The following is a 495-nucleotide window of genomic DNA, read 5'->3' on the forward strand; positions in this document are numbered from 1 at the left end:
TCATAACGCTCTGGATTTAGATATGTACCTGCGTATCGCGCCGGAGCTGTATCTGAAACGTCTGGTTGTAGGCGGTTTTGAACGGGTATTCGAAATCAACCGTAACTTCCGTAATGAAGGTATTTCTGTTCGCCATAATCCTGAGTTCACAATGATGGAACTCTACATGGCATATGCGGATTACCATGATTTGATTGAACTGACGGAGTCACTGTTCCGCACCCTGGCACAAGAGGTACTGGGTACCACTAAAGTCACTTATGGCGAGCATGTGTTTGATTTCGGCAAACCGTTTGAAAAACTCACCATGCGCGAAGCAATCAAAAAATATCGTCCAGAAACCGATATGGCGGATCTGGATAATTTTGATGCTGCTAAAGCATTAGCTGAATCTATCGGTATTACGGTAGAGAAAAGCTGGGGACTGGGACGTATTGTTACGGAGATCTTTGATGAAGTGGCAGAAGCACATCTGATTCAGCCAACCTTTATTAC

General features: G+C 44.4%; 1 protein-coding gene. It reads left to right on the forward strand.

The genetic code is table 11. The features are described from left to right. Positions 1–22: 22 nt before the first annotated feature. Positions 23–495 (forward strand): amino acid--tRNA ligase-related protein (locus D3I60_RS01465; RefSeq protein WP_440588547.1); only part of this gene is annotated, 473 nt, incomplete at its 3' end.

It is taken from the genome of Brevibacterium permense, assembly GCF_025506275.1.
GTDB classification, from domain to species: Bacteria; Actinomycetota; Actinomycetes; order Actinomycetales; family Brevibacteriaceae; genus Brevibacterium; species Brevibacterium permense_A.